A 2,273-nucleotide genomic window follows, 5' to 3' on the forward strand; every position below is an offset into this window, starting at 1 on the left:
CACCGGCTACCTGCTCAGCGTGCGCGACGTCCTGGAGGAGCGCGTGCTCCATCGGATCGCGGCGCGTGCAAGGGAAGCGACGATCGACACCGCGCCACCGTCGTCGCCGGAACCCATCGACGCGGGGATGATCCCGGTCTCGGCAGCGCAGCGGAGGCTGCTGTTCCTCGCGGAGCTGGAGGGCCCGAGCGCGACCTACACGGTACCGGTGTCGTACGACGTGCCGGTGGGCACGAACGCGGATGACCTGCAGCGGGCCTGGGATGCGCTCGTCGTCCACCACCCTGTGCTGCGCACGGTCTATCGCCGGGCGGACGGTCGCTTCCAGGCCGAGGTGCTCGCCGATCCCCCTCCCTCGTTCGCAGTCGTCGACGTCGACGGACCCCGTGACGTGGCCGTCGCGGCGGAGGAGGGACGCGTCTTCGACGTGTTCGCCGCCCCGCCTGTTCGCGCCGCGCTGCTGCGCCATCCCGAGGGGGACGTATTCGTGATCGCCGCGCACCACATCGCGGTGGACGAGACCTCGTTCCGGGTGATCCGCGAGGACCTCTCGGCGCTGCTCGCCGATCGTGCGCCCGCGGCCTCGGTGCCCTTCGGTGCGTTCGCCATCGTCGAGTCGGCCGCCGAGACTGCAGCGGTGGAGCGCTGGCGCGAGCGTCTGCGGGGCATCCCCGTCGAGCTCGACCTGCCGACGGACCGCCCCCGTCCGGAGCAGGCCGGATACCGCGCGGAGACCGTCGAGACCGCTGTCCCCCCGGCGACCGTCGCGGCGCTCGACGCCTTCGCGACCGCACACGGCGCGACCCGTCTCATGGTGCTGCATGCCGCCGTCGCGACCCTGTTCCGGGCCCTGGGGGCGGGTACCGACATCGTGCTCGGCACCCCTGCCACGACGCGCGACGCGCGGTTCGAGCGGACGGTCGGCTATTTGGTCAACACGCTGCCGCTGCGGATCGACGTCTCCGGCGATGCGGCGTTCCCCAAGATGGTCGACCGTGCGCGCGCTTCCCTGCTCGACGCTCTCGACGACGTCGGGGTGCCGTTCGAGGAGATCGTGGATGCCTGTGCGCCGCGGCGCTCCCTCGTCCGGCATCCGCTGTTCCAGACCATGGTCGCCGTCGAGGAACGGGATCAAGGTGCTCTTCAGCTGCCGGCGGGACCGGCCGTCGAGCGCAGCGGGCTCGTCGACGCCGCGCGGTTCGACCTCGCGATCCGGTACCGGGATCCCGGTGAGGGGCACGGACCGGACGATTCCGACGGTGCTCTCACGCTCGTCGCCGCTGCCGACCTGTTCGACAGGTCGAGCGTCGAGCGTCTGGCCCGGCGTCTCGTGCTGTGGATCGGTCGGCTGCTCGATCAGCCGACGGCACCCGTCTGCACGATCGACTCCCGTCTGCCCGATGAGCCGGTGCGCGTCCCCGAGGAGCGGGAGACGTACCGCTTCACGCCGGTCCTCGACGCGCTCGCTGCTCGAGCACTGGAGGCGCCATCGGCCGTCGCCGTGCGGGGAGACGCGGAGACGTGGGACTATGCCACCCTGCTCGCGCACGCCGCAGGAATCGCCGGCGAGCTCCGTGCGCGCGGGATCGGGCCGGAGGACCGCGTGGCCGTCGCGGTGGGGCGGACCCCGGCGCTCCTGTCCGCCCTCATCGGCGTTCTCGCCGCGGGTGCCGCTTACGTCCCGCTGGACGTGGACTACCCCGATGCCCGACTGCGATTGATGCTCGACGACGCCGACCCGGCGCTCGTGCTCGTCGACGAGAGCACACGGGGTGCGGGCAGAGGACGGGACGAGCTGTCCGTCCGGTCCGTCGCCCCCGTGTCCGGTGGCGTGTACGCCGCGGCTGCGGTCGTGCGCGGCACGCCGGTGTTGCCGGAGAGCGCCGCATACGTGATCTACACGTCGGGATCGACCGGACGCCCCAAGGGGGTGGTCGTCCCGCGCGCGGCTCTCGATGCCTTCCTCTCCCACGAACGATCCGTTCTCGCCCTGACCTCGGCGGACCGCCTGCTCGCGGTCACGACGGTGTCGTTCGACATCGCAGCCCTCGAGCTGTTCGTTCCACTGATCAGCGGCGCGGCGGTCGTGGTCGCGAGTCGGAGCGATGTCCGCGACCCACAGCGTCTGGCGGCGCTCACGACGGGCGAGGCGTGCACCCTGGTGCAGGCGACGCCGTCGCTGTGGCGGCCGCTGCTGGAGGAGCAGCCGGATGCCTGGCGTGCGGTGACCGCGCTGGTCGGGGGCGAAGCCGTTCCGGCGGACCTGGCGCGTG

1 protein-coding gene is annotated in these 2,273 nt (G+C 72.3%); it reads left to right on the forward strand.

Annotation, left to right across the window (positions count from 1 at the left end; all coding sequences use genetic code 11):
- Positions 1 to 2,273 (forward strand): condensation domain-containing protein (locus tag DSP71_RS09820; protein ID WP_147251276.1); only part of this gene is annotated, 2,273 nt, incomplete at both ends.

Origin of the sequence: Microbacterium sp. H6, from assembly GCF_003314775.1 — a bacterium.
Taxonomy (GTDB): Bacteria; Actinomycetota; Actinomycetes; order Actinomycetales; family Microbacteriaceae; genus Microbacterium; species Microbacterium oxydans.